1 pseudogene is annotated in these 588 nt (G+C 44.6%); it reads left to right on the top strand.

Features of this window, described 5'->3' with window-relative positions:
* Window positions 1-588: pseudogene (locus STRDD04_RS11205) on the top strand (hypothetical protein); the annotation flags it as partial.

The raw sequence follows: 588 nt of genomic DNA, 5'->3' as shown, positions 1-588 counted from the left end.
CAGCCCTATTGGCTAAATATGGTATTGCTCTAGCAGCTGCTACAGTTTTGATGGGGGCAGCCACTGTTTCAGCTGATGAGACAACCGCTACTCCAGTACAACCAGCTACAGGACTGGTTGCGCTAGCAGCCCCTAAAGTCGCTACTCCTGAAACTACACCAGTTCAAGCACAACCAGAAGTGAAAAGCGATATTCCAACAGCTGTTCCAGCTAATGCCACACAAGATCAAGCGGTAAAAGCGGTAGATGGTGCACAAGCAACTTTAAAAGATAGTGTTTCTTCTGCTAAAGAGGCAGGGGTTGCTGTTAAAGAAGGTGATACAAAAGAAGTCGTTATCAATGACGGAAACGCTTCTGAAAAAACTTCTGAGGTTCTAACTGACCTGAATAAACAGGATCAGGCAGTAAAAGAAGCACAAGCTAAACAAGAGGCGAATCAAAAAGCCTATGAGGAAACAAGCGCAAACCGTGAAAAAGCTGTCAAAGATGGACAATCTAGCCTATCTGCTTCAACCAAAGAAGTGGACCAACTCATGGAACAAGCCAAAAAAGCAGGCTTACTGGTAACAGAAACCACTACGGACAAAA

Source organism: Streptococcus sp. DD04 (assembly GCF_001578725.1).
GTDB lineage: Bacteria > Bacillota > Bacilli > Lactobacillales > Streptococcaceae > Streptococcus > Streptococcus sinensis.
This window is presented reverse-complemented; position numbering and strand designations above follow the sequence as displayed.